The organism is Streptomyces sp. NH27, assembly GCF_056859195.1.
The window spans coordinates 1-1,278 of sequence record NZ_JACEGK010000953.1 but is presented as its reverse complement, the minus strand read 5'-3'; the positions used below and the strand labels follow the sequence as shown (position 1 = coordinate 1,278).

Sequence of the window (1,278 nt, the reverse complement as noted above, 5' to 3'; positions counted from 1 at the left end):
GCTCGGGTGGGGCAGCGGCGGCCCCGTCCGGACCGGTGGTGTCGCGGTCGGCGGACCTGCCGGTGTTCATGTACCAGGCGGGCGGGGTGTAGTCGATGGTGAACTCACCTGTGCGATCGACGTCGAGTCGGTCGTCGTCGGACGCCGCCCCGCCTGCGCCGATGTCGTCCCGATCGTTGCCCACTGCGATGCCTCCCGAAATTGCCGAGCACGTTCACGACCAGTCTGTACGGAAAAGGACGCACCGGCGTATGTCGTATCCCACCTGTTGCCCTTTCCCGGTGCACCGGCGCTCAACCGATCCACGGCGCCTTGCGCCGCCCGGGAGTACAGCCTAAATTACGCCGCCCGCTCCGGGCAGGCCCGTCCGGCACAGCCCGCGTCCGCCAACGCCGGTTCGGCCGTCACCACCCGGCCGGTTCGGTCGCCGCTCACCCGGCTCAGTCGACGCGGCGCGGGGTGCCCAGCAGTCCGGCCTCCGCATCGGTCGGCTCGGTCATCACGAACTGCTGGTGCCGGCGCGTGCACCACAGGGCCACGGGGTCGTCCAGGGTCGGCAGCACACTCGAGTCCGCATGCGGCAGGTTCATCAACCGGCCGATCACCTCGGCCTCCTGGGGCGAGACCAGCTGCACCCCGACGAGGTCGGCGTTCTCCAGCAACCGGGGCGCCGTGGGACCGAGGTACGGCAGCAGCGTCAGCACCGACTGCCAGGACGTGGAGGTCACCCGCCCGCGTGGCGGCTTCACCCCGCAGTCCCGCACGATCAGCACCGGGCTGGACACGGACGCGCCCTGCGGCGGCACCCGCCCCGGCTCGTGGATCGTGACACACGGCTGGCCACCCCCCGCGGCTTGCGCGAGCGACGTCCACACATGCGGTCGGGCGGTCTCGACCGCGACCCGCGCGCCCGTGGCGACCGTACGGAAAGCGATCACCTGGGCCATCCACAGGCCGCCGACCAGAATGATGTCGAAGGCGGCCGGCCGGTTCACGCCGAGGATGACCGGTTGCCGCTGGACGTCCACGCCGATGACCACGCCGTCGTCGCCGACGGGCAGTGCCATCGAGCCCAACTGGTCGCCGGCGCCGAGCACATGGCGGTCGCGGCGCGGGCCGCGCAGGCCGAAACCGGGCATCGCGCGCCGGGTGGGCCGAGGCTGCGCGCCGGCCCGGTCGCCCGCCCGCCCGTCCGGGTTACGGCGGCCGGCCAGTCCGGCCACCCCGACGATTCCCGGGTCCATCGTGCCGCGGCCCCGACCGGACGGGGGCATGACT

General features: G+C 72.9%; 2 protein-coding genes. Both read right to left on the bottom strand.

The annotated features are described in order from the left end of the window. Window positions 1-184: SCO5717 family growth-regulating ATPase (locus AC13HU_RS37355; protein ID WP_483046448.1), on the bottom strand; the 184-nt coding region annotated here is incomplete at its 3' end. A gap of 256 nt (window positions 185-440) precedes the next feature. Beyond that, a complete protein-coding gene (locus AC13HU_RS37350; protein ID WP_483046449.1) occupies window positions 441-1,274 on the bottom strand; it encodes a hypothetical protein in 834 nt (277 codons plus the stop codon). Between the last annotated feature and the right edge of the window lie 4 nt (window positions 1,275-1,278).

Bases quoted from the DNA above. Each gene is read 5' to 3' on its own strand.
- AC13HU_RS37350 (WP_483046449.1), bottom strand. From the start codon at position 1,274: ATGCCCCCGTCCGGTCGGGGCCGCGGCACGATGGACCCGGGAATCGTC.